The organism is Achromobacter sp. CSND-B12 (assembly GCF_052906545.1).
In genome coordinates, this window is sequence record NZ_JBREGJ010000001.1 from 6,140,506 (window position 1) to 6,160,643 (window position 20,138).

The 20,138-nt window shown below is 67.3% G+C and carries 19 protein-coding genes; 13 read left to right on the top strand and 6 right to left on the bottom strand.

Features of this window, described 5'->3' with window-relative positions:
- Positions 1 to 12: 12 nt before the first annotated feature.
- Positions 13 to 1,209: an enoyl-ACP reductase FabV gene (fabV, locus tag ACUTAG_RS28870; protein ID WP_054444922.1), complete on the bottom strand. Its 1,197-nt coding sequence runs from the start codon at positions 1,207 to 1,209 to the stop codon at positions 13 to 15.
- Between the two features lie 129 nt (positions 1,210 to 1,338).
- Entirely contained in the window at positions 1,339 to 2,292 is a 954-nt protein-coding gene (locus ACUTAG_RS28875) for a DMT family transporter (RefSeq protein ID WP_054444921.1), read from the bottom strand.
- 87 nt (positions 2,293 to 2,379) lie between these two features.
- On the opposite strand from ACUTAG_RS28875, the gene ACUTAG_RS28880 reads away from it, so the two are divergent.
- The 13 genes from ACUTAG_RS28880 to ACUTAG_RS28940 all read left to right on the top strand — a co-directional run bounded on the left by ACUTAG_RS28880 (position 2,380) and on the right by ACUTAG_RS28940 (position 15,805).
- Positions 2,380 to 3,288 (top strand): LysR family transcriptional regulator, encoded by a 909-nt coding sequence (locus ACUTAG_RS28880; protein ID WP_038503432.1) that lies wholly within the window; start codon positions 2,380 to 2,382, stop codon positions 3,286 to 3,288.
- A gap of 436 nt (positions 3,289 to 3,724) precedes the next feature.
- Complete coding sequence (locus ACUTAG_RS28885) at positions 3,725 to 4,771, top strand: TRAP transporter substrate-binding protein (RefSeq protein ID WP_054444920.1); 1,047 nt, start codon at positions 3,725 to 3,727, stop codon at positions 4,769 to 4,771.
- Between the two features lie 10 nt (positions 4,772 to 4,781).
- Positions 4,782 to 5,402 carry a TRAP transporter small permease subunit gene (locus ACUTAG_RS28890; RefSeq protein ID WP_020927491.1) on the top strand — a complete coding sequence of 207 codons (621 nt, stop codon included), beginning with the start codon at positions 4,782 to 4,784 and terminating at the stop codon, positions 5,400 to 5,402.
- Positions 5,399 to 6,682, top strand: a complete 1,284-nt coding sequence (locus ACUTAG_RS28895; RefSeq protein WP_054444919.1) for a TRAP transporter large permease — start codon at positions 5,399 to 5,401, stop codon at positions 6,680 to 6,682. The genes ACUTAG_RS28890 and ACUTAG_RS28895 overlap by 4 nt, the downstream gene beginning before the upstream one ends.
- Positions 6,683 to 6,761: 79 nt before the next feature.
- Positions 6,762 to 7,442 (top strand): DUF2848 domain-containing protein, encoded by a 681-nt coding sequence (locus ACUTAG_RS28900; RefSeq protein ID WP_148319335.1) that lies wholly within the window; start codon positions 6,762 to 6,764, stop codon positions 7,440 to 7,442.
- Positions 7,443 to 7,533: 91 nt separating this feature from the next.
- Positions 7,534 to 8,880, top strand: a complete 1,347-nt coding sequence (locus tag ACUTAG_RS28905) for an amidase (RefSeq protein WP_148319337.1) — start codon at positions 7,534 to 7,536, stop codon at positions 8,878 to 8,880.
- A gap of 179 nt (positions 8,881 to 9,059) precedes the next feature.
- The gene (locus ACUTAG_RS28910; protein WP_006388190.1) at positions 9,060 to 9,971 is read left to right on the top strand and encodes a LysR family transcriptional regulator; all 912 of its coding nucleotides are present in this window, start codon (positions 9,060 to 9,062) and stop codon (positions 9,969 to 9,971) included.
- A 101-nt stretch (positions 9,972 to 10,072) separates the two neighbouring features.
- The gene (locus ACUTAG_RS28915; protein WP_058664299.1) at positions 10,073 to 10,879 is read left to right on the top strand and encodes a putative hydro-lyase; all 807 of its coding nucleotides are present in this window, start codon (positions 10,073 to 10,075) and stop codon (positions 10,877 to 10,879) included.
- Positions 10,880 to 11,251: 372 nt separating this feature from the next.
- Entirely contained in the window at positions 11,252 to 12,502 is a 1,251-nt protein-coding gene (locus tag ACUTAG_RS28920; protein ID WP_054438417.1) for an ABC transporter substrate-binding protein, read from the top strand.
- Between the two features lie 45 nt (positions 12,503 to 12,547).
- Positions 12,548 to 13,399: a branched-chain amino acid ABC transporter permease gene (locus ACUTAG_RS28925; RefSeq protein ID WP_148319339.1), complete on the top strand. Its 852-nt coding sequence runs from the start codon at positions 12,548 to 12,550 to the stop codon at positions 13,397 to 13,399.
- 1 nt (position 13,400) lies between these two features.
- Positions 13,401 to 14,390, top strand: coding sequence for a branched-chain amino acid ABC transporter permease (locus ACUTAG_RS28930; RefSeq protein ID WP_020927498.1), 990 nt, complete (start codon positions 13,401 to 13,403; stop codon positions 14,388 to 14,390).
- On the top strand, positions 14,371 to 15,093 hold the full coding sequence (locus ACUTAG_RS28935) for an ABC transporter ATP-binding protein (RefSeq protein ID WP_020927499.1): 723 nt from the start codon (positions 14,371 to 14,373) through the stop codon (positions 15,091 to 15,093). Before ACUTAG_RS28930 ends, ACUTAG_RS28935 begins: the two co-directional genes overlap by 20 nt.
- Positions 15,094 to 15,097: 4 nt before the next feature.
- Entirely contained in the window at positions 15,098 to 15,805 is a 708-nt protein-coding gene (locus ACUTAG_RS28940; RefSeq protein ID WP_053501252.1) for an ABC transporter ATP-binding protein, read from the top strand.
- Positions 15,806 to 15,897: 92 nt separating this feature from the next.
- Here the strand turns inward: ACUTAG_RS28940 and ACUTAG_RS28945 are convergent, their stop codons facing one another.
- The 4 genes from ACUTAG_RS28945 to ACUTAG_RS28960 all read right to left on the bottom strand — a co-directional run bounded on the left by ACUTAG_RS28945 (position 15,898) and on the right by ACUTAG_RS28960 (position 20,084).
- Positions 15,898 to 16,968: a porin gene (locus ACUTAG_RS28945; protein ID WP_148319341.1), complete on the bottom strand. Its 1,071-nt coding sequence runs from the start codon at positions 16,966 to 16,968 to the stop codon at positions 15,898 to 15,900.
- A 339-nt stretch (positions 16,969 to 17,307) separates the two neighbouring features.
- Complete coding sequence (locus ACUTAG_RS28950) at positions 17,308 to 18,609, bottom strand: TRAP transporter large permease (RefSeq protein WP_047992675.1); 1,302 nt, start codon at positions 18,607 to 18,609, stop codon at positions 17,308 to 17,310.
- Positions 18,602 to 19,102, bottom strand: coding sequence for a TRAP transporter small permease (locus ACUTAG_RS28955; protein WP_020927502.1), 501 nt, complete (start codon positions 19,100 to 19,102; stop codon positions 18,602 to 18,604). The genes ACUTAG_RS28950 and ACUTAG_RS28955 overlap by 8 nt, the downstream gene beginning before the upstream one ends.
- Before the next feature lie 7 nt (positions 19,103 to 19,109).
- Positions 19,110 to 20,084 carry a TRAP transporter substrate-binding protein gene (locus ACUTAG_RS28960; RefSeq protein WP_006388200.1) on the bottom strand — a complete coding sequence of 325 codons (975 nt, stop codon included), beginning with the start codon at positions 20,082 to 20,084 and terminating at the stop codon, positions 19,110 to 19,112.
- Positions 20,085 to 20,138: the final 54 nt, after the last annotated feature.

A 20,138-nucleotide genomic window follows, 5' to 3' on the forward strand; every position in this document is an offset into this window, starting at 1 on the left:
CCCGAACCCGCCTCAGGCGGTGATCAGTCCGGGGATCTTCACATCCGGGTCGACATCGGCGTTGTAATCGACCCCATCGATCTCGAACCCGAACAGGCGCAGGAAATCGCGCTTGTAGCCGGCGAAATCGGTCAGTTCATACAGATTGGACTCGGTCACCTGAGGCCACAGCGCCTGCACTTGCGCCTGCACCGCAGGGTCCAGCTCCTTGCCGTCCGCGCGCAGGCGGCCTTCGGCGTCCAGGATCGGCGCCGCGCCGCACAGGCTGTCGCGGTACAACCCGTACACCTGCTCGATACAGCCCTCGTGCGTGCCCTGTTGTTTCATGACCTTGAACAGCAGCGACAGGTACAGCGGCATCATCGGAATGGCCGAACTGGCCTGGGTCACGACCGCCTTCAGCACCGAGACGCGGGCGTCGCCGCCGCGCGCGGCCAGCTTGGCGCGGATGTCCAGCACCTTCTGGTCCAGATCCTTCTTGGCCGCGCCGATCGAGCCGTTCCAGTAAATGTCATGGGTGATCTTCTCGCCCAGGTAGGTGAAGGCGGTGGTGGTGGCGCCCTCGGCCAGCACGCCGGCCTCAAGCAGGGCGTCGATCCACATCTGCCAGTCCTCGCCGCCCATGACCGCCACCGTGGCGTCGATCTCTTCCTGGGTGGCCGGTTCCAGCACCGATTCCTTGATGACTTCCTTGTCGGTGTCCAGGCCGCGCAGCGTCACCGCCTGGCCGACCGGCTTGAGGGTCGAGTTGAACACCGTGCCGCTCACCGGATGGGTGCGGCGCGGTGCGGCCAGGCTGTAGATCACCTGGTCGACCTGGCCCAGGTCCTGCCTGATGGCGGCGATGGTCTGGGCCTTGATGGCGTCGGAGAAGGCGTCGCCGTTGATGCTCCTGGCGTACAGGCCCGCGGCGCTGGCGAACTTGTCGAAGGCGGCGCTGTTGTACCAGCCCGGGGTGCCGGCCTTGGCGGCCTCGCCGGGCCGCTCGAAGAACACGCCCAGCGTCTGGGCGCCACAGGCGAAGGCGGCGCTGATGCGGGCCGCCAGGCCGTAGCCGGTGGAGGCGCCGATCACCAGCACGCGCTTGGGGCCCCCGCTGATCGGGCCCTGGGCGCGGACATAGTCGATCTGGTTCTTGACGTTGGCCTCGCAGCCGACGGGATGGGTGGTCACGCAGATGAAGCCGCGCACGCGGGGTTTGATGATCATGAAGACCTCGTTCTGGGAATGCCGGGACGGTGTCCCGCGCCAGAGGCGGGACCGCTCCGGATTGTACGGGAGCGGGGCGGCGCGCCGGGCGAGGGCGCCGGGGCATCCCGCGGGCCCCGATCGCCGCGCTCAGCGCGCGTTGGCGGCGGCCGCGGCCAACGCGCGGCCGCGCCGCCATTCCACCAGCCCGATGCCGATGCCGCTGGCGCAGATGATGGCGATGCCGAGCCAGGTCAGGGGATCCGGGAAGTGGTCCCACACCAGCCAGCCGACCGTGGTGGCGCTGATGATCTGCAGGTAGATGAAGGGCGCCAGGGTCGAGGCCGGCGCGCGGCGGTAGGCCGCGATCTGGAACAGGTGGCCCAGGCCGCCCGTGACGCCGGTGGAGATCAGCAGGGTCCAGTCCAGCGGGGTCAGCGCCTGCAGCACCGGCAGCGCCGGGGGCAGGATGAAGGGCAGGGCCAGCGTCAGGCAGCCGGTGCCGACGGCGCCGCTCCAGATCAGCGAGGTGAACGGATCGTCGCCCGCGACGCGGCGCGTGGCGATGAACTGGGCCGCGAAGCAACAGGCCGTCAGCAGGCCGAAAATGGTGCCGACCGGATGCAGGCCGCCGCCCGGGCGGATGACGATGATGACGCCGACGAAGGCGATGCCCGCGGCCACGAAGCGCGACATGCGCGCCGGTTCCTTGAGGATCCACGGCGCCAGCGACAGCACCAGCAAGGGCGCCAGGAAATTGATGGCGGTGGCCTCGGCCTGGGGAATGTAGCTGAGCGTGGTGAAGAACATCAGCGTGGCCAGGAACATCGAGCCGCCGCGCAGGAGCTGTTCGCGGGGCTTTTTGCTGCGCAGGATGCCGGTTCCGCGCGTGGGCAGCACCAGCGCCAGCACCAGCACCAGGTGCACCGCGTAGCGGAACCACGACAGCACCAGTAGCGGCACCCCGGCGTTCATGACCCACTTGCCACTGGCGTCCAGGCACGACAGCGTCCACATCGACAGCACCAGCAGCAGGATCCCGACGAGCGGGCCGCTGGCGGCGGGCGCGCCGGGGCGCGGGCGACCGGTATCGGCCGGGGACATGGACGGACTCCTTGTGCGCGATCAATCCCGGGCGGGGGCCACGGGGCGGCTGACATGATACGCTCATCGCGGCAGGGGGAAAGGTTCATGATCGAACTACGCAACATAGAAACATTCTTTTGGGTCGCCACGCTGGGCAGCTTCCGCGCCGCGTCCGACAAGCTCAACACCACGCAGCCGGCGGTATCGCAACGCATCGCCTCGCTCGAGGCCGATCTGGGCGTGCGGCTGTTCGAGCGCGACGCCCGCGGCGTCAAGCTGACCGCCAAGGGCCACGAACTGCTGTCGCACGCCGAACGCATGCTGCAGGTGCGGCGCGACATGTTCGAGGCCGCGCGCGAGCAGAACGTGATGACGGGCACGGTGCGCATCGGCGTGGCCGAGACCATCGTGCAGACCTGGCTGCCGACGCTGATCGAGCTGGTGCACGCCGCGTATCCGGCGCTGGTGCTGGAGATCGAGGTGGACACCACCCATGTGCTGCGCTCGCACCTGATGTCGCGCCAGATCGACCTGGCCTTCCTGATGGGGCCGGTGCTGGAAGCGCGGGTCGAGAACCTGCCGCTGTGCACCTATCCGCTGGCCTGGGTCGCCAGCCCGCTGCTGGAACTGGGCCCCGAACCCTTGACGCTGGAACGCATCGGCCGCCTGCCCATCGTCACCTATCCGTCCAATAGCGCGCCATATCGTGTGGTGCGCGACATGCTGACGCGCGCCGGCGTGGTGTCGCCGCGCATGTACGGCAGCGCCTCGATGTCGATGGTGGTGCGGATGACGCAGGACTGCATCGGCACGAGCGTGATCGCCCCGGTGTTCCTGGGCAAGGAACTGGCGCGAGGCGAACTGCGCATCCTGCGGGTCGATGCCGACCCGCTGCCCGAATTGAGTTTCACGGCCACCTGGGTGCAGGGGCCGGACAGCCACGCGGCGCGGCTGATCGCGCAGATGGCGCAGAAAGTGGCCGCGCAGGCGGGCGACGGCGTGGCGTCGTCCTAGCGCCTGTCCGCACGAAAGGAAGCCGCGCGCGGACCCCCGGGCCGCGCCGGCAACGGCGCGCATCATGATCCGCCGCGGCGCTCGCGCCTAGGTGTTTTCCCCAGCGCCACGCGCGCGGGCGGTCATGCGAAGCGCTCGCGGCGCGCCCGCGTCCGACCCCCCGATTCCGCGCCAGGCCGCATGGTTGCTGGCTCTGCGGCCGGCGCCGGGCGGCCCGCCGGCGAGACCCAAGAAATATTTATACCCCCACATCGCAACATACGATTGGACGCTCGGCGCCCCTGACGCTGCAATGGCGGCATATCAAGAAGATCGCCTGGAAAGACAGGCGCGGGGGAAAAACTTTGCTCCTCTGACGTTCCGATTTCTACCCGCGCGCTCAAGGTAACGGGGACCCGCGCGCGCCAGACCATCCCGCCAGCCAGGAGTTTCGTCCATGAAGAAGTCGCTCGCTCTCGCCGCCGTCGCCGCCAGCCTGTTGGCCGGCGCCGCCCAGGCGCAAGACCTGCCCAAGACCCACCTCAAGGTGGTCGGCGGCCTGTCCAACCTGACCGCCTACAACGATTACGAAAAGCCGTTCTGGACCAAGACCATTCCGGAAGCGTCCAAGGGCCAGATCACCGCGGACATCAAGGGCTTCAACGAAATGGGCCTGAAGGGCCCGGAACTGCTGCGCCTGATGTCGACCGGCGTGGTCGAGTTCGGCACCGCCACGCTGTCGTACTTCGCCAGCGACAACCCGATCAACGAAGCCATCGATCTGGCAGGCCTGGCGCCGGACGTGAAGACGGCGCGCGAGGTGACCAACGCCTTCGAGCCGGTCTACGCGCGCCTGTACGGCGAGGGCAGCAACGTCAAGCTGCTGGGCATCTCCACCTATCCGGCGCAGGTGCTGTTCTGCAACGCCGAGATCAAGGGCCTGGCCGACATCAAGGGCAAGAAGGTCCGCACCAGCAGCCGCACCACCGCCGAATTCGTGGAAGCGCTGGGCGGCTCCAGCGTCACCATGGCGTTCGGCGAAGTGGTGCCGGCGCTGCAGAACAAGGTGGTCGATTGCGCCATCACCGGCTCGCTGTCGGGCTACTCGGCCAAGTGGTACGAAGTGTCGACCCACCTGGTGGCGCTGCCGATCAACTGGAACCAGCAGATCCACGCCGTCAACCAGAAGGCCTGGGACAAGCTCGACCCCAACGTGCGCACCTTCCTGCAGGCCAACGTCAAGACGCTGGTCGACAACATCTGGGACGCCGCGGCGCGCCAGACCCAGGAAGGCTATGACTGCAACACCGGCGCGGCGGCGTGCCCGTTCCCGGTCAAGGGCAAGATGGTGCTGGTGCAGCCTTCGGACGCCGACCGCGAACTGCTCAAGAAGGTGACGCAGGAAGCCGTGCTGCCCAAGTGGGCCGCGCGTTGCTCGGCGCAGTGCGTCAAGGACTTCAACGCCACCGTCGGCAAGACGCTGGGCGTGACCGCCAGCAAGTAAGGCTGTCCCCATGACCCGATCCGAACATTTCCGCCTGCTGGGCGGGTTGCTGCGGCGCGCCGAGACCTTCTCGCGCGTCGCGGTATGGGCGGGCGGCGCGCTGACCATCGCCAGCGTGCTGCTCATTTCCTTCGACGTGCTGGCCCGCAAGTTCCTCGGCTTTACCACCGGCGGCGCCGACGAACTGTCCAGCTACGCCTTCGCCATCAGCACCTCCTGGGCGCTGGCTTTCGCCACGCTGCAGCGCGCCAACGTGCGGGTGGACGTGCTGTACCAGAAGCTGCCGGTGCGCCTGTCGGCCGTGCTCGACTGGGTTTCCATGGTGGCGCTGGCCGTCTTCATGGTGTTCCTGACCTATTACGCCTATGAAGTGGTGCAGATGTCGTGGGCGCAGAAGTCCGCCGCCAACACGCCGCTGGCCACGCCGTTGTGGATTCCGCAGGGCCTGTGGCTGCTCGGCCTGGCGTGGATGTGCGTCACGGTGGCCTTGATGCTGGCGCGCGCCTCGGCCGCGCTGGTGACCGGCGACATCGAACTGGTCAAGGAAATCTGCGGCGTGCGTTCCGCGCAGGAAGAGGCCGATGAGGAAGCCGCCGCCGGCGAACGCATGGTCAAGGGAGCCGCCGCATGATCGCCACCGCCCTGACTCTGCTGCTGGTCCTGATCGGCCTGTCGATCCCCGTGGGCGCGGCCCTGGGGGTGCTGGGCCTGATCCTGGACCCGATGTTCTCGATGCTGCCGCTCTCGCGCGCGATCGGCGAGATCTCCTGGAGCACCAATAACGAGTTCCTGCTGGTCGCCATTCCGCTGTTCATCATGCTGGGCGAGGTGCTGCTGCGGGCCGGCTTCGCCGAACGCATGTACGGCGCCATGAGCCTGTGGCTGTCGTGGCTGCCGGGCGGCCTGATGCACGCCAACATCGGCGCCTCGACGCTGTTCTCGGCCACCTCCGGCTCCAGCGTCGCCACCGCCGCGACCGTGGGCACGGTGGCGATTCCGCAGATCCGCAAGTACGGCTACAACGAGCCGCTGTTCCTGGGCAGCCTGGCCGCCGGCGGCACACTCGGCATCCTGATCCCGCCCTCGATCAACCTGGTCATCTACGGCGTGCTGACCAATTCGTCCGTGCCCAAGCTGTACCTGGCCGGCATCATTCCGGGCTTCGCCATGGCGGCGTTGTTCATGCTGACGGTGATGATCGCCTGCGTGGCCAAGCCGTCCTGGGGCGGCAAGAAGATCCAGGCCACCTGGGGCCAGCGTTTCGCCAGCCTGGTGCACCTGGCGCCGCCGATGGGCATCTTCCTGCTGGTGGTGGGTTCGATCTACGCCGGCCTGGCCACGCCGACCGAGGCCGCCGCGCTGGGCGTGCTGGGCGCGCTGATCCTGGCCGCCTGGTTCCGCCGCCTGACCTGGACCATGCTGCGCGAAGCCATGGAAGGCACCATGCGCTCGACCGCCATGATCATGCTGATCGTGGTGGCCGCCAGCTTCCTGAACTTCGTCATGTCGGCCACCGGCCTGACCGACGCGCTGACGCAGTCCATCACCGGGCTGGGCCTGTCGCCGGGCTGGATGCTGCTGATCGTGATCGTGTTCTACCTGGTACTGGGCTGCTTCATGGAGACCCTGTCGATGATGATCACGACCATCCCGATCGTCGCGCCCATCATGATCGCGCTGGGCTACGACCCGATCTGGCTGGGCATCATCATCATCATCCTGGTCGAGGCCGCGCTGATCACGCCGCCGGTCGGACTGAACCTGTTCGTGGTGCAGAGCCTGCGCAAGAGCGGCTCGATGGGCGCCGTGATCACCGGCAGCCTGCCGTTCGTGGCGGCGATGTTCGTGATGCTGGCGCTGCTGGCGTGGTGGCCCGACCTGGCCTTGTGGCTGCCGCGGGTGTTCGGCTAGCGCGCCGGGCCCATAACCGTTGCGGGCGTGGCCTCCGGGAGCCACGCCCATTTTCCCCGTTTTCTCCGCAGGACTTTTCATGAAAGCCGTATTCCAGATCGAAGCCGATTCCCCCCGCCAGGTCGAGGTGGATTTCAACACCCTCATCGTGGCGGGCTGGGCCGGCCGCGACATGGCCGCCATCGAGCACCATATCGAGGAACTGGCCGCCATCGGCGTGCCGCGTCCCACCAGCGTGCCGCTGTACTACCGCATCGCCGACAACCAGCTGACCCAGGCCGAACGGGTGCAGGCGGTGGGCGGCGATTCGTCCGGCGAGGTCGAGACCTTCGTGTTCGCGGCCGACGGCGAAATGTACGTAAGCATTGCCTCGGACCACACCGACCGCAAGCTGGAGACGGTCAGCGTGGCCATGTCCAAGCAGGTCTGCGTCAAGCCGGTGGCGACCACGGCCTGGCGCCTGGCCGACGTGGCCGACTACTGGGACGAGCTGGTGATCCGTTCGTACATCGTCGAGAACGGCGCCGAGGTGCTGTACCAGGAAGGCCCGCTGGCCTCGCTGCGCACGCCGCAGGACCTGATCGCCGGCTACACCGGCGGCGCTACGCTGCCCGAAGGCGCCGGCATGACCTGCGGCACCGTCGGCGCCATCGGCGGCATCCGCCCGTCGGCCGAATTCGCCATGGAGCTGTACGATCCGCGCCGCCAACGCAGCCTGCGCCACCGTTATCATGTCGAGGTCCTGCCGGTGGTGGCCTGAGGCCCGGCCGGCGTCCTGATTTGTCATGACGCGCCCCGGCGGGGCGCGCCGGTCCAACACTTTCATGCCGTCACGCGGCACCTGGAATCGTATGTATCCGACCTTGAACGACCTGACCGCCGCCCTGAACGACGGTCGCAGCACCTCCGTTGAACTGACCGAAGCCGCGCTGGCCCGTGCCGGCGATCCGGACGGCGAGGGCGCCCGCGCCTTCACCCGGCTGTACGCTGAATCGGCCCTGGCGCAGGCGCGCGCCTCGGACACACTGCGCGCCGCCGGCATCGTGCGCTCGGCCATCGAAGGCCTGCCGATCAGCATCAAGGACCTGTTCGACGTCGAGGGCGAGACCACCATGGCCGGCTCGGTGGCGCGCGAAGGCGAACCCGCCGCCGACGCCAACGCCGAAGTGGTGCAGCGCCTGATCGCCGCCGGCGCGGTCATCATCGGCCGCACCAACATGACCGAATTCGCCTATTCGGGCCTGGGCATCAATCCCCATTACGGCACGCCGCTGAATCCCTGGGATCGCGCCACCGGCCGCATTCCCGGCGGCTCGTCCTCCGGCGCGGCGGTGTCGGTGGCCGACGGCATGGCCGTGGCCGGCATCGGCTCGGATACCGGCGGCTCGGTGCGCATTCCCGCCGCGCTGTGCGGCCTGACCGGCTTCAAGCCCAGCGCCTGGCGCGTCTCGATGGACGGCGTGCTGCCGCTGTCGGCCAACCTGGACTCCATCGGCCCGATCGCCGCCAGCGTGCGCTGCTGCGCCGAACTGGACGCGATCCTGTCGGGCGAGGGCGGCCCGGTGCCCGAGGCGCTGCCGCTGCGCGGCCTGCGCCTGGCGGTGCCCAGGACGCTGGCGCTGGACGGCATGGACAAGCACGTGTCCGACACCTTCGCCCGCGCCGTGGCGCGCCTGAAGGAAGCCGGCGCCCTGGTCGACGAGATCGCCATTCCGGAATTCGCCGAACTGGCCAACATCAATGCCAAGGGCGGCTTCACCGCAGCCGAGGCCTGGGCCTGGCACCGCGACCTGATCGCGCGCGCCGGCAAGCGCTACGATCCGCGCGTGGTGTCGCGCATTCTGCGCGGCAAGGACATGAGCGCCGCCGACTATCTGGACCTGCTGGATGCGCGCGAAGCCTGGGTGGCCGCGGTCGACCGCCGCATCGCCGGCTACGACGCCCTGATCCTGCCGACGACGCCGATCGTGGCGCCGGCGGTGGCGGATCTGCAAGCCTCGGACGAAGCCTATTACGCCGCCAACGGCCTGATCCTGCGCAATCCCACCCTGATCAATTTCCTGGATGGCTGCGCGCTGTCGCTGCCGTGCCATGCCGCGGGCACCGGGCCGGTCGGCCTGATGATCGCCGCCAGCAATGGCGCCGACCGCCGCGTGCTGGCGATCGGCCTGGCGGTCGAGGAATTGCTCGCCGCTTGAACCGGCGCCGGGGCCGCGTTGCGTCGCGGCCCGCGGTTTCCCGCCGTCCCACGGCGCGGGCGGGTCGGGCCGGCGCCGCGCGGGCGGGCAGGGCGGTGTTTTCCGCCATATCGGCATTGTCCTTCCGACGCTAACATGGCGACGGGACAGGCCGCGCAACGGGGCAGGAATCGGGCGCCATGATAGATCTGCGCAATATCGAGACGTTTTTCTGGGTGGCCACGCTGGGCGGCTTTCGCGCAGCGGCCGAAAAACTCAACGCCACCCAACCGGCGATTTCCCAGCGCATCGCGTCGCTGGAGTCCGACCTGGGCATCCGCCTGTTCGACCGCGACGTGCGCGGCATCAAGCTGACCGGCAAGGGCCGCGAGCTGCTGTCGCATGCCGAGCGCATGCTGCAGCTGCGGCGCGACATGCAGGAGGCGGCCCGCGCCAAGAGCGTGATGAGCGGCACCCTGCGGCTGGGCGTGTCCGAGACCATCGTCCACACCTGGCTGCCGACGCTGATGGAATACCTGCACGACGCCTACCCGGCGCTGATGGTCGAGATCCAGGTCGACACCACCACCATGCTCAAGACCCAGCTGGCCTCGCGCCAGATCGACCTGGCGTTCCTGCTGGGGCCGATGGAAGAGCCGCGCATCGAAAACCTGTACCTGTGCAATTACCCGCTCAGCTGGGTCGCCAGTCCCAAGCTCAAGGTGGGGCGCCAGCCCATCAGCCTGAAGCGGCTGGGGCAATGGCCGGTGATCACCTATTCGTCCACCACCGATCCGCACCGCGCGGTGCGGCAGGTGCTGCAGCAGGCCGGCGTCGACGCGCCGCGCATGTATGGCAGCTCGGCCCTGAGCGTGATCGTGCGGATGGCGCTGGACGGCATCGGCACGGCGGTGATCGCGCCCGTCATCCTGCATAAGGAGCTGGCGCAGGGCGAATTGCGGCTGCTCGACGTGAAGGCGCCGCCGCTGCCGCCGCTGCACTACACCGCCTGCTGGATGCAGGGGCCGGACAGCCAGGTGCCGCGCACCGTGGCCGAGGCCGCGCAGCAGATTGCGCGCGAAGAAGCGCTGCGCCATCCGGCAAAACCCTGATAAGGAATTCTGATCGGGACCTATCGCAACATGTGATTAGACGCTGCGGCCGAGTTCCTGTGCAATGTCCCCATACCAACATCGATGCAAGGGGAATTGACATGGCACTGGATTCGGCGCTCCGCAGCAGCGTGGAACTGGCGCGCCGCGCGCGGCTCGATGCCCGCAGCGGCAAGCTGACCGGCCCCACCGCCAACCTGGCCCCGGGCCATGTGCAGGCCAACCTGGCGATCCTGCCGCGCGCCCTGGCGGCCGATTTCCTGCACTTCTGCCAGCGCAATCCCAAGCCATGCCCGTTGCTGGCCATGTCCGAGCCGGGCGACCCGGCGTTGCCCGAGCTGGGCCACGATATCGACATCCGCAGCGACATCCCGCGTTATCGCGTCTGGCAGAACGGCGAGCTGGTGGCCGAACCCACCGACGTGCGCGACTGGTGGCGCGACGACCTGGTGTCGTTCCTTATCGGCTGCTCGTTCTCGTTCGAGGAAGCAATGCTCGACAACGGCCTGCCGGTGCGCCACATCGAGCAGGGCTGCAACGTGCCGATGTACCGCACCAGCATCCCGACCCATGCCGCCGGCGTGTTCGGCGGTCCGCTGGTGGTGTCGATGCGGCCGCTGAAGGCCGCCGACGCCATCCGCGCCATCCAGGTGACTTCGCGTTTTCCCTCGGTCCATGGCGCGCCGGTGCACCTGGGTGACCCGGCATTGATCGGGATTGCCGACATCAACCGGCCGGATTATGGTGATCCCGTGGAGATCCGTCCGGGCGAAATGCCGGTGTTCTGGGCCTGCGGCGTCACACCGCAGTCGGTGGTGGCCGCGGTGCGCCCCGACTTCTGCATCACGCACGCGCCTGGCCACATGCTGGTCACGGATCTCGTCAACAGCCGCATGGCGATCCTGTAGTCGCCATCGGAGTCGCCACCAGCCATTCTCAGTCAACCGTCAGCGGAAAACCGCTAGAAACAGGAATCGCATCGATCAGGAATCAGCCGTACCGGGCGTCCTTGTGACGTCCCCATGACGTGCTCATGGTGCCTTCATGGCACCCTCATGGCGCCCTCATGGCGCCTGTCATGGCGTACCCGCAGCTTTGGTTTTGCCTCCAGAAAGATCCATGAAAGGACAAGGGGAAAAGGCGACAGAAGTTTCAGGCCCAGCGCCTGCCGGCATGCCGGCGGGGCAGGGCCGCCGCAGGCCCGGATCCGCCGGGCCCGGGGCCGCGCGCCCCGTGGATTGCATTGCTTTCACAGTGGAATTTTTTCCAGGAGTCAGGTAATGAAGATGAAGCTCATTGCGGGTGTCGCCGCGAGTCTGGCGCTGTTGGCCGCCGCGCCGACGCAGGCGCAGGTCAAGACCGTGAAGATCGGCGCGATCTATCCCCTGTCCGGCGCGCTGGCGTCCACCGGCGCCGAGATCAAGGCCGCGGTGGAATTGGCCGTGGACATCGTCAATAACCCGCATCCCGAACTCGAAGGGATCCCGCTGGCCGCGGGCGCCGGCCTGCCGGCGCTGGGCGGGGCCAAGATCGAAGTGGTGTTCGGCGATTCGCAGGGCAAGCCCGAAGTGGGCCTGGCCGACGCGCAGCGCCTGATCGACCAGGAGAAAGTGGTGGCCCTGACCGGCGCCTACCAGTCGGCCGTCACCAAGACCGCCAGCCGCATCGCCGAGCAGCGCGGCATTCCCTACCTGAATGGCGAGTCCAGCAGCCCGGACCTGACCGAGCGCGGCTACAAGTGGTTCTTCCGCACCTCGCCCAACGACGACACCTTCGTCGAGAACATGATGCAGTTCCTGGACGGCGTGAAGGGCGCGCCCACCGCCAAGATCGCGGTGGTGTACGAGAACACCGACTTTGGCGTCAACACCTACAAGGCGGTCGAGAAGTTCGCCAAGCAGTACAAGCGCCAGGTGGTGGCCAACATTGCCTACAGCGCCGGTTCGGCCTCGGTGACGGCCGAGGTGCAGAAGCTGGCCGCCGCCAAGCCCGACGTGGCGATCTTCGCCAGCTACACCTCGGACGCCATGCTGTTCGTGCGCACCATGCGCGAAAGCAAGTACGCGCCGCCGGTGCTGCTGGCCAACGACGCCGGCTTCATCGACTCGCGCTTCGTGCAGGAAGTGGGCCCGCAGGTGCAGGGCGTGCTGACGCGCGACGTCTGGGGCAACGACGTGGCCGCCGCCAAGGCCGGCCTGAAGAAGATCAACGACATGTACAAGGCCAAGACCGGCAAGGACCTGAACGGCAACAACGCCCGTTCGATGCAGGGCGTGCTGGTGCTGGCCGACGCCATCAACCGCGCCGGTTCCACCGATCCGGAAGCGATCCGCAAGGCGCTGGCGGCCACCGACCTGGGCGAGGCGCAAGTAGCCATGCCCTGGGCCGGCGTGAAGTTCGACGACAAGGGCCAGAACACCAAGGGGTCCGGCCTGATCCTGGAACTGAAGGGTTCGTCCTACCAGACGGTATGGCCGGAAAAGTACCGCACCGACAAGACGCTGCCCACGCTGCCGTTCTCCTGGAAGTAATCACCAGCCGTGGCGGGCCGCGGGGGCCCGCCACAGGAGCACTCCATGTTCGAAGCTCTCTCGGCAGGCCTGTTCAACGGCCTGATCTATGCCGCGGTGGCGGTGGGGCTGGCGCTGATCTGGGGCATCACCGACGTCATCAATTTCGCCCATGGCGAATTCCTGATGCTCGGCATGTATGCCGCCTATTGGCTCTACACCCTGGGTCATATCGACCCCACGCTGTCGGCGCCCTTGGTCGCCGTCGTGCTGGCCTTCGTCGGTTTCCTCACCTATGCGCTGATCATCAAGCGCCTGCAGAAAGGGCCCGCGATGGCGGTGATCCTGGCCACCTTCGGCCTGGGCCTGGTGCTGCGCCAGCTGGCGTTCATCGCCTTCAGCCCGGACTACCGCAGCCTGCCCGATACCCTGGTGTCCGGCAGCGTCACGCTGGCCGGCGTTTCGCTGGGTCGCCCGCAAGTGGTGACCGGGCTGGTGGCATTGGTGGTGGTGGCCGCGCTGTTCGTGCTGGTGTACCGCACGCGCTGGGGGCACGCCTTGCAAGCGGTGGCCGAAGACCGCCAGGTGGCCGCGCTGGTCGGTATTTCGCCGGACCGCGTCAACGCCCAGGTCTGGATGCTGGGCAGCGCCGCGGTCGGCCTGGCCGGCGCGCTGCTGACCACGTTCTTCTACGTGTTTCCCTCCGTGGGTACGGTGTTCGGCCTGCTGGCCTTCGTGGCGGTCTGCATGGGTGGCTTCGGCTCGCTGCCGGGCGCCTTCATCGCCGGCATCCTGATCGGCATCATCGAGGCCATGACGGGCTATTTCGTGGCGCCCGCGCTGAAGACGGTCAGCGTCTTCATCCTCTTCATCCTGGTTCTCTGGTATCGGCCGCGCGGCCTGTTCGGGCGGTGGTGACATGACGACGACACAGAAAAAGGACGGCGCCGGCTCGGGCGTGCCGAAATGGCCGGTGGCCGTGGCGCTGGCGGCGGCGGTGCTGCTGGCGCTGGTGCCGCTGGTGGTGACCGACTCGTTCACCTTGCAGGTGCTGCTGCTGGCCATCATGTTCGGCGCGCTGGGCGCGTGCTGGAACCTGGTGGGCGGCTTTCTCGGGCGCATTTCCTTCGGCCACGCCGTGTTCGTGGGCGTGGGCGGCTACACCACCTTGCTGCTGCTGCATCACCTGAAGCTGACGCCGCTGCTGGGCATCCCGCTGGGCGGCCTGATCAGCGCGGCGCTGGCCTGGCTGGTGGGCGGGCCGACGCTGCGCCTGTCCGGCCATTACTTCGCCATGGCCACCATCGCGCTGCTGCAGATCGGGCTGCTGCTGATGATCAACTGGGACTGGGCCGGCGGCGCCGTCGGGCTGGAAGCGCCGATCGGCGACGCCGCCTGGATGCTGCTGTTTCGCAGCAAGGTGCCGTACTACTGGATCGCGGTGGGACTGGCGTTCCTGACGTTCTGCGCCACGTACTTCCTGGTGCACTCCAAGACCGGCTTCTACTGGCGCGCCATCAACGGCGACGAAGCAGCCTCGCGCAGCCTGGGCGTGCCGGCGGACCGCTACAAGATGCTGGCGTTCGTGCTGTCCGCCGGCATGACCGGGGTGTGGGGCGGCTTTTTCGCCATGTACGTGGGCTTCATCGATCCCGAATCGATGTTCAGCCTGACGATGTCGGTGCAGGTGGTGCTGGTGGCCATCCTGGGCGGCGTCGGCACGCTGGTCGGCCCGTGGCTGGGCGCGGCCGTGCTGTTGCCGCTGTCGGAAGGCACGCGGGTGCTGTGGGGCAGTTCGGGCCTGGGCCTAGATCTGCTGATTTTCGGGTTGGCGATCCTGCTCGTCACCCTGTTCCTGCCAGGCGGTCTGGTGACATTGAGGAGGCGCCGTGGCTCTGCTCGACGTTAAGAACCTGACCAAGCGCTTCGGCGGCCTGGTCGCCAACAAGGACATCTCGCTGTCGGTCGAGGCGGGCGAGATCGTCGCCATCATCGGCCCCAATGGCGCCGGCAAGAGCACGCTGTTCAACGGCCTGGTCGGCCATCACGAGCCGACCTCCGGCACGGTGGCGTTCGCCGGCGAGTCCATGATCGGCCGGCGGCCGGAGCAGGTCGCGGCGATGGGGCTGGTGCGCACCTACCAGATCCCGCGCAGCTTCGGCCAGATGACGGTGCTGGAAAACGCCATGGTCGGCGCGCTGCTGCGCCATCCGCGCCTGCCCGACGCGCGCCGCGCCTCGGCGCGGGTGCTGGAACTGGTGGGGTTGGCCGACCGCGCCGACACGCTGGCGGCGGAACTGAACGTGGCGGGGCAGAAGCGGGTGGAGCTGGCGCGCGCGCTGGCGACCGAGCCGCGCATGCTGCTGCTGGACGAAGTGGCCGGCGGCCTGAATCCGGCCGAAGCCATCGCGCTGGCCGAGATCCTGCGCGGCATCCACGCCGCCGGGGTCACGCTGATCATCGTCGAGCACGTGCTGGAGGTGGTCATGCGGCTGGCTCAGCGGGTGCTGGTGCTGAACTTCGGCCAGATGATCGCCGAAGGCGCGCCGCAGGACATCGTGCGCAATCCCGCCGTGATCGAAGCCTATCTGGGGAGGAAGCACCGTGCCTGACGTGATGTTGAAGGTCGACAACCTGAGCGTGGCCTATGGCGGCGTGCAGGCCGTGCGCGACGTGTCGCTGCAAGTGCGCCCGGGCGAAATCGCGGCGCTGCTGGGCGCCAACGGCGCCGGCAAGTCCAGCACCCTGCTGGCCATCATCGGTTCGGTCAAACCCAAGGAAGGCCGGGTCGTCTTCGAAGGGCGCGACATCACGGGAACGCCGCCGGACCAGCTGGTCAAGCAGGGTATTGCCATGATTCCGGAGGGCGCGCGGGTGTTCGCGCGCCAGCCGGTCGAGCAGAACCTGCGCCTGGGGGCCTACACGGTGCGCGACGAGCGCGTCTATCGCGAACGGCTTGACAAGGTCTACGCGCTGTTCCCGCGCCTCAAAGAGCGCCGCGAACAGCTGGCGGGCACCATGTCCGGTGGAGAGCGGCAGATGCTGGCGATCGGCCGGGCCCTGATGAGCGGGCCACGGCTGCTGCTGATCGATGAGCCCAGTCTCGGTTTGTCGCCGCTGCTGGTCGAGCAGGTGTTCGACGCGCTGGCCGCCCTGAACCGCGACGACGGCCTGTCGGTGCTGCTAGTGGAGCAGAACATGGCGCAGGCGCTGGAAGTCGCGGCGCGCGCCTATGTGATGCAGAGCGGGCGCGTCGCGCTGTCCGGCAACGCGGCCGAACTGGCGGCGTCGGACGAGGTGCGGCAGGCGTATCTGGGGATGTAGCCCGGGCAAGGCGCTGGACGAAAAAAAGCCCGTCGCGCGAGCGACGGGCTTTTTGACATGCGGCCGGGGGCGGGCCGTAAGTCGCGAAGGACTTAGAAGATGTGGCGGATGCCCACGCCGGCGCCCAGCTGGCTGGTGCGGCCGGCGATTTCGCCGGTGACGGCGTCGCGGACCTTGTTGTAGTCCACGGTGCCGTATACCTGGGTGCGCTTGGACAGCGCGTACTCGGCCACGGCCACCAGGGCGTAGCGCTTGCCCTTGTCGCCGTCTTCGACCACGTTCTTGCTCTGGTCGTAGTAGGCGGCGCCGGTGATGGCCCAGCGCGGGGTGGCCTGCCAGGTCACGCCGGCGAAGTAGCCGTTGTCCTTGCGGTCGAGTTGAGCGGTGGTGGTGCCGCCCATGACGGCGTTGACCCAGCCGGTCTGATCGCGGCCGTTGAAGTAGCCGGCGAAGACCTTGGCGCTTTCGAACTGGTACGAGGCGCTGAAGTTCCACACTTGCTGGCGCAGGTCGGAATCGTTGCCTTCGTAGGTGCGCATGAAGGCGCCGCCCAGGCCGAGCTGGCCGACCGTGTAGCGCAGGCTCACGCCCATCTGCTGCCCGGCCTTGTTGTCCGACCACTTGTCGCCGTTAGCCCACGACGCGATCACGTTCAGGTCGCCCAGCGTGTTCGAGTAGCGGAAGGTGTTGTTGTTGCGCACGCGGCCCATGGCGGCGGGCAGCCACGAGTTTTCGTTGTAGTTACCGACGGTCAGCGGATCGAAGTAGTCCGCCATCAGGTCCTGGATCACCGTGTTCTGCAGACCCAGCGTCAGCGCGCCGATGCTGCCGCCGTCCAGGCCGACGTAGGCCAGGCGGTTGAAGGTCTTCTTGCTATCGGTGGAATTGCCATTCTGCACATTGAAGCCTTGCTCCAGGCGGAAGAAGGCGCGGTTGCCGTCGCCCAGGTCTTCCGAGCCGCGCAGGCCCCAGCGGCTGTTGGAGATGGCGCCGTTTTCCATCGAAAGACGGCTGCCGTCTTCGCCGGTCGAGCCGGAGCTGGTGTTGACGTAGCGCATGCTGACGTCGGCGATACCGTACAGGGTGACGCTGGTTTCAGCGGAAGCGGCGCCTGCGGCCAGGCCGAGGCCGGCGGCGGCGAGCGTAAGAGTGATGCGTTTCACTGAGGCTTCTCCTAATGTTTCTGTTCTTAGCGTGGGCCGGGCTTTTGGCTCGGCTGGACGCGCCTGGCGGTTCGCCTGGAGCTGGGCCGTTGCACCGACGCCAGGGGTTGGCGCGGGTCCGGAGCATGGGCCCTCTGTACGTTCCGTGCGCCATAGTGGTGCCAATCCAGAACGCCACGAGGATTCTAGAAAAGTTACGGCTTGTGTAGTGCGTTTATCTTTTTCGCGTTTTCCCTGGGTTTACAGAAATGCAAAAAAGGCGATGACTGGAACAATCCTGGCATTGTTCCAAAAAAAACCCCGTTGCAGGAACGGGGTTTTGGGCGGGTGGTGTGCGGATCAGAGCGTCATGTGCAGCGGCAACCACGTCGCGATGCCCGGCACCAGGTACAGCAGCAGCACCGCCAGGATCATCAGGAAGAACATCGGCAGCGAGGCGCGGGCGATATAGGGCAGCTCGCGCCCGCTCATGCCCGACAGCACGAACAGGTTGAAGCCCACCGGCGGCGTGATCTGTGCCATTTCCACAACGAAAACGATGAAGATGCCGAACCAGATCAGATCGATGCCGGCCGCCTGCACCGTCGGCAGCAGCACGCCCATGGTCAGCACGACGATGGAAATGCCGTCCAGGAAGCAGCCCAGCACGATGAAGAACACCATCAGCGCCACGATCAGCCCGAACTGCGACAGGCCCAGTCCGCCGATCCACTCGGCCAGCGCCCGCGGCAGGCCGATGTAGCCCATCGCCAGCGTCAGGAACTGCGCGCCCGCCAGGATCAGCGCGATCATGCAATACAACCGGGTGGCGCCCAGCAGCGATTGCATGAAGGTGGCGCGCGACAGCGACCCTTGCAGGCCCGACAGGATCAGCGCCCCGACCACGCCCACCGCTGCGGCCTCGGTCGCCGTGGCCAGGCCGGTGTAGATCGAGCCCAGCACCGCGCCGATCAGCAGCATCACCGGAATCAGGTGGCGCGAACGCGACAGTTTTTCCTTGAACGTCAGGCCGGGGTCGGCGGCGGGCACTTCGTCCGGATTTCGGATTGCCCACCAGGCGATGTAGCCCATGAACAACAGCGCCAGCAGGATGCCCGGCACGATACCGGCGATGAACAGCTTGGCGATCGACACGTCCGCCGCCACCCCGTAGACGATCATGATGATCGACGGCGGGATCAGCAGGCCCAGCGTGCCGGCGCCCGACAGCGTGCCCAGGATCTTCGATTCGGGGTAGCCGCGACGCGTCAGCTCGGGGATGGTCATCTTGCCGACCGTGGCGCAGGTGGCCGCGGACGAGCCCGACACCGCCGCGAAGATGGCGCAGCCGATCACGTTGGTGTGCAGCAGCCGGCCCGGCAGGCGGTTGAGCCAGGGGGCCAGGCCCTTGAACAGGTCTTCCGACAGGCGGGTGCGGAACAGGATTTCACCCATCCACAGGAACAGGGGCAGGGCGGTCAGCGTCCAGCTGGACGAGGCGCCCCAGATGGTGACGGCCATGGCATCGCCGGCCGGGCGGCTGGAGAACATCTCCATGCCGATCCAGGCGGTGCCCGCCAGCGTCAGGCCGACCCAGACGCCGCATCCCAGGAATGCGAAGATCGAGACGACCAGCAGGGTAATGACGAGAAGTTCATTCATGGGTTTGCTGCGAGGTGGCGGCGGCCAGGCCGCGTGAACGACGTACCAGCTCATCGAGCAGGGCGACCAGGAACAGGACCGTGCCCACGGCCATGCTGAGCTGCGGAATCCACAGCGGCGTGGCGTCGTTGGACGTGGAGATGTCGTTGAACTGCCAGGAGTCGTAAGTGAGCTTGACGCTGAAGAAGGCGAAGGCGGCGGCCATCAGGGTGCCTGCCGCCAGCGCGAAGATATCCAGGCGGCGGCTGCCGGCCGGCGACAGCGCGTTCAGCAGCAGCGTCACGCGGATGTGTTCGCCATGCTTGAAGGTGCTGGCCAGCGCCAGGAACCCGGCGGCGGCCATGAAATACCCGGCATAGGCGTCCGTGCCGGGAATGTTCAGGCCAAGCTGGCGCGCGACGATCGCGGCCAGCACCGCAACCAATACACCGATCGTGCACAGGCCGGCCAGCAGGCCGGCCGCGCCGTAAAGTCCATCCAGAAAGCGGCGCATGGTCGTATCACTGCTTCCGGTAGGCGTCGATCATGGCCTGGCCGTCGGCGCCGGCCTTCTTGAGCCAGTCATCCAGCATGCGCTTGCCGATCACCGACAGGCCTTCCTTCAGCTCGACCGTGGGCTTGACGGTTTCCATGCCGTTCTTGGCCAGTTCTTCCTGGTACCACTTGTTCTTTTCCTGCGACAGCTTCCAGCCGCGTTCCTCGGCCTGCGCGCCGGCCTTCTTCAGTGCGGCCTGCGTCGCCGGGTCGAGCGCGTCGAACGCCTTCTTGTTGACGATCACGGCGTTCTTGGGCAGCCAGGCCTGGGTGTCGTAGAACTTCTTGATGTACTCGTAGGTCTTGGTGTCGTAGCCGGTGGAGGCCGACGACATGTACGAGTCGATCACGCCGGTGGCCAGCGCCTGCGACAGTTCGGCCTGCTGCACCGTCACCGGCTGGGCGCCGACCAGTTCGGCGATCTTGGCCGTCACCGGGCTGTAGGCGCGCCACTTCAGGCCCTTCATGTCGCTGATCTGCTTGATGTCCTTGTTGGCGAAGATGCCCTGGGGCGGCCAGGCCACCGCGTACAGCAGCGTCATGCCCTGCGAATTCAGCTTCTTTTCCAGGAACGGCTTCTGCGCCTGGTACAGCTTGAACGAGGCGTCGTAGCCGGTGGCCAGGAAGGGTAGGCCGTCCAGTTCGTAGATCGGATCTTCGTTGGCGAAGTTGGTCAGGAGGATCTCGCCGATCTGGGCCTGGTTGCCTTGCACCGCGCGCTTGATCTCGGGCGCCTTGTACAGCGAGGCGTTGTTGTGCAGCGTGATCTTGAGCTTGCCTTCCGACAGCGTGTCGACGTCCTTGATGAAGGTCGTCAGGTTTTCGACGTGGAAGTTGCTGGCGGGATAGGCGCTGGGCAGGTCCCACTTGGTCTGGGCCTGGGCACCGGCGCTGAACGCCAGGACGATGGAGCCGGTCAACAGCGAGAGCTTCTTGAACATGATGGTCCTTCTTTGCGAATGATGAGTGCGGGCAGGGCCCGGAGGCATTGCGAA